The sequence below is a fragment of the Vibrio floridensis genome, assembly GCF_021852965.1.
Classification (GTDB): Bacteria; Pseudomonadota; Gammaproteobacteria; order Enterobacterales; family Vibrionaceae; genus Vibrio; species Vibrio floridensis.
This window is the reverse complement of record NZ_JAKGCY010000042.1, coordinates 1-3,097: the sequence shown is the minus strand read 5'-3', so window position 1 is coordinate 3,097 and position 3,097 is coordinate 1. Positions and strand designations below refer to the sequence as shown.

Genomic DNA, 3,097 nt, shown 5'->3' with positions numbered 1-3,097 from the left:
TTTGCGTTGGGTTTAGTGGTTAAGGTGTGATGCGGTCACTTTTTTATTACGTGCCTGCGCCCCTTAACGTGGCGTTAACTGTATTTGGAGACCATACGGTGGTAATTAGTCAAAATGTAGAATGTCAGATCTGCCATAGAGAGTATTTTGTTCGTGTTGCAATAGGCTTAGATTCTTTTCAAAGGCATTATTTTGACTGTTTAGATTGTGAACAATCAATAGGTATTGCTGTCCGCTCAAGCCCTCCTAGAGGACATATTGAAGTTGTGGAAAATTGCAAACTTGGTGGGTTTGACCGAACCAAGACAATTATAAATTTACACCCGAACTTTTGTTTCCCTGTCGACAAATTTCACGACGAGACGTACTTCCCATCGATTGAAGGTGTCGAATTGTTGATCCCCTACATGCGAGGACGTCCCGGACATTTTTTACAAGATGTAGCATCTCAGTTTGACATTCCCAATGCTGATACATTGTGGGGGCAAGTCAAAGCTCTTTATCAATTGTCTCACTTAGACGGTAAAGATAAGCCTATTCAAAAGCTTCTGATTGGTTACAACAAACAGAGAAGTAAAGTTAAAGCTACTGAGTGTGAGTGTTCTTCGTATATTGACGTTATGAACGAGTTTTATGATTCTCTGTTTTATCCTCGAGTAAATGAATTATTTGAGCCGGTGGCTGAACTAATCGATCAGCTTTATGAAGAAGGGAAGCTAGATGAGTTCTATGATTTTTATCAAACTTCTTTACGTACGGAGAACGCACAACGATATTTGTCTGCGTTGAGCAGCTTTTTCAATTTTAGGGAAATTCTTGGTCAGCTAGCCTACAGGGCTCGCATAAACAATTCAGATGTCGATGATCTTATGGTTGGCTCAAAGAACTTTGACGTAATTAAACTATTTTATGGTGAAGTTTATGAATCCCTAACTTCAAATTTTACTGTCCTAGCTTGCTTAAATAACCTTGAAAATGGTCGAAACTATGACACTTTTCTACGTTTAACATTGCCTCAATACATAAAAGATGTTGAAAAAGCTAAAAAAGATGGTCCCTTTAAAGAAAATGAGAGGTTTTCCAAGTTCAGTGATTCATTAGATTCTAGCCTCAGAAATGGCTCTCATCACGCTTCTGCGTGGAGGGAAGGGGAAGTTATAATGTATCGAAGTGGTGGGACTGGTGCAGAAAGAAGTATTTCGTATAGTCGATACTTATATATGAGCAATGTAGTTACGATCTCGTTAGTAGCCTTGCATATGATTGAGTTGCACATGGTGAAAAAATACAGTTAACAAACGCTTCAAGAGGGACAGCCAACGCGCGGCATTTTTACTATGCATTGGTTCCGGTGATTACGGTGTTAAGCGGTAAGTTTGTAGCAGCGTTGTCTGCCCCTTAAGCGGGCGTTAGCTTCTTAAAGGCTAAAATAATCAAAATCTAAGTTCATCTGTTGTGAAAAATCAGCTTTTAGCGTTCAAATTCCACAACTTAGCTTTCGCGTTGTTCTGATGCTGATTTGATAGAAAGTGTTGAAAGTTCAGCTATTTCAAGTTGTTGAAAGCCACCAAACCTTGATGCTTCAATATTGTTGGATGTTCCACACGGAAAGTTTGGTTTCACAAGAGGCTGCATCTTCGCTGTGATCTTGCTTTCTTTGTCGCGAACTCTTAACCGTGGCCAACTTAGCCTTGATCGTTTTGAGTTTTGGTAACCAACGTCACAGCTTTTGGCGTTGGATGTGTGTTTGTGTGATGCTTTTGCGTAAAATGCATTTCAAGCAAATATGTTAAAAAGTCATTGTGAAACAATAGGCTACGAAGCTAACAAACGCCTCAAGAGGGACTGTCAACGCGTAGCGTTTCCAGTCCCAATGAGCCGCGGTGGTTTCGGTTGTTGAGATTGAATTTAGTGTTACGCGTTGCCAGCCCCTTAGGCGGGCGTTAGGCAAATGGAGTTCGATATGGATATTGCGGTACTCACTTTTGATGGTTTCAATGAACTGGACTCATTTATTGCTGCCGGCATTTTAAACCGCATGAAAGAGTTCGGTTGGAATGTACAAATAACGTGTCCCAGTGAATATGTTACTTCCATGAATGGAGTTACTATTCGCGCTCAACAACCTTTAGATTTTGCTAACAAGGCCGATGCGGTGTTATTCGGTAGTGGGATATTTACACGAAAAATCGCGCAAGATGATCAACTGTTATCGCAGTTGAGCCTCAATCCACAAAGACAGCTAATTGGCGGGCAATGTTCTGGTACGCTGTTGATGTCAGTTTTAGGTTTGCTAGATAAAGTTCCAGCTTGTACAGATTTGACGACTAAGCCTTGGGTTATCGAATCCGGTGTTAAAGTTCTCGAGCAACCTTTTTATGCGCAAGGGAATATAGCAACAGCGGGTGGGTGCTTATCTTCAAAATACTTGGCGACTTGGGTTCTTTGTAAACTAGCTGGATTAGGGCACGCCGAAGCAGCACTTCATTATGTGGCTCCTGTTGGTGAAAAAGAAAGCACGGTAAAACACTGTATGTCGATAGTCGGTGGATATCTGTAGAATTTGCCTAACAAACGCCTCAAGAGGGACTGTCAACGCGTGGCGTTTCCAGTCCCATTGAGCAGTGGTGGTTATGGTTGTTGTGTTTGAGTTTAGTGGTAATGCGTTGCCAGCCCCTTAGGCGGGCGTTATGTTTAATCACGTAAAATCAGTTGCTTGCATCTTTTCTTGGCTTTCTAATTTCGGTTTTGTCGGCAAGTTGACTTCAGTGGCCACTGTTTTCTGGACTCCAATTCGTGGACGCTAAAAATTCAGAGAGTTGCCTCATTTAAACGCAGTGTTTGAGTGAGCTCAGCTCAGGTTGCTCAATTTCAAAATTAGAGCTTTAGTTTTTCGGTTTCTGACGTCAAAGTTCAATGTCAGTACAATCAAATTTATGAGCTAATTCAGTTTTTTAGCTCCTGATTTTGGTTTTCAAAGCTAAGTCGAGTTAAGCTCTTGATGTCGTAAAACTTAACCTTTTGAGTCTTAAACATAACAAGGCGTTCAAGTGGGATTCATGCCGCGTGGCATTTTTGGTATGCGGCGAGTTTTGGT

At 41.3% G+C, this 3,097-nt stretch carries 4 protein-coding genes; all 4 read left to right on the top strand.

The window, feature by feature from the left end; genetic code table 11:
- The first annotated feature begins 98 nt into the window (after window positions 1–98).
- The 4 genes from LZU85_RS20520 (at window position 99) to LZU85_RS20500 (ending at window position 2,560) form a co-directional block, all read left to right on the top strand.
- Window positions 99–1,295 (top strand): hypothetical protein, encoded by a 1,197-nt coding sequence (locus tag LZU85_RS20520; protein WP_237288400.1) that lies wholly within the window; start codon window positions 99–101, stop codon window positions 1,293–1,295.
- Window positions 1,296–1,585: 290 nt separating this feature from the next.
- Window positions 1,586–1,714: a DUF645 family protein gene (locus LZU85_RS20510; protein ID WP_229600549.1), complete on the top strand. Its 129-nt coding sequence runs from the start codon at window positions 1,586–1,588 to the stop codon at window positions 1,712–1,714.
- The gene (locus LZU85_RS20505; protein ID WP_094868010.1) at window positions 1,677–1,793 is read left to right on the top strand and encodes a Tfp pilus assembly protein; all 117 of its coding nucleotides are present in this window, start codon (window positions 1,677–1,679) and stop codon (window positions 1,791–1,793) included. Before LZU85_RS20510 ends, LZU85_RS20505 begins: the two co-directional genes overlap by 38 nt.
- Window positions 1,794–1,963: 170 nt before the next feature.
- Window positions 1,964–2,560 carry a DJ-1/PfpI family protein gene (locus LZU85_RS20500; protein ID WP_237288398.1) on the top strand — a complete coding sequence of 199 codons (597 nt, stop codon included), beginning with the start codon at window positions 1,964–1,966 and terminating at the stop codon, window positions 2,558–2,560.
- Window positions 2,561–3,097 lie beyond the last annotated feature (537 nt).

Coding starts and splice junctions, on each gene's coding strand:
- LZU85_RS20500 (WP_237288398.1), top strand. CDS start 1,964: ATGGATATTGCGGTACTCACTTTTGATGGTTTCAATGAACTGGACTCA.